The organism is Micromonospora sp. HK10 (genome assembly GCF_000982955.1).
In the GTDB taxonomy this organism is placed as follows: Bacteria; Actinomycetota; Actinomycetes; order Mycobacteriales; family Micromonosporaceae; genus Micromonospora.
On record NZ_KQ058785.1, the window covers coordinates 1 to 797 of the forward strand.

A 797-nucleotide genomic window follows, 5' to 3' on the forward strand; every position below is an offset into this window, starting at 1 on the left:
CCTGACGTTGATCCAGGCCACCCTGCGCACCAGCTTCTACCAGAAGCCGGTCGGCGGGCGGCCCAAGTCGTACGTGGCGTTCAAGCTGGACCCGCAGGCGATCCCGGACCTGCCGGCGCCGCGGCCGAAGTTCGAGATCTTCGTCTATTCGCCCCGGTTCGAGGGCGTGCACCTGCGGTTCGGGCCGGTGGCCCGGGGCGGCCTGCGCTGGTCGGACCGGCGGGAGGACTTCCGCACCGAGGTGCTCGGCCTGGTGAAGGCGCAGATGGTGAAGAACGCCGTGATCGTGCCGGTGGGCGCCAAGGGCGGCTTCGTGCTCAAGCAGAAGCCGGGCGACCGGGACGAGGCGGTGGCCTGCTACAAGGAGTTCGTCGGCGCGCTGCTCGACGTCACCGACAACATCCTCAGCGGTGAGATCGTGCCGCCCGACGACGTGGTCCGGCACGACGCGGACGACCCGTACCTGGTGGTGGCCGCGGACAAGGGCACCGCCACCTTCTCCGACATCGCCAACGAGATTTCCGAGGCGCACAACTTCTGGCTGGGCGACGCGTTCGCCTCCGGCGGCTCGGCCGGCTACGACCACAAGAAGATGGGCATCACCGCCCGGGGCGCCTGGGAGTCGGTGAAGCGGCACTTCCGGGAGCTGGGGCACGACACCCAGACCCAGGACTTCACGGTGGTCGGCGTCGGCGACATGTCCGGCGACGTGTTCGGCAACGGGATGCTGCTGTCCCGGCACATCCGGCTGGTGGCCGCGTTCGACCACCGGCACATCTTCCTGGACCCGGACCCGG

At 69.6% G+C, this 797-nt stretch carries 1 protein-coding gene; it reads left to right on the forward strand.

All coding sequences use genetic code 11. The annotated features are described in order from the left end of the window. Positions 1 to 797 (forward strand): NAD-glutamate dehydrogenase domain-containing protein (locus LQ51_RS11585; protein WP_046565011.1); only part of this gene is annotated, 797 nt, incomplete at both ends.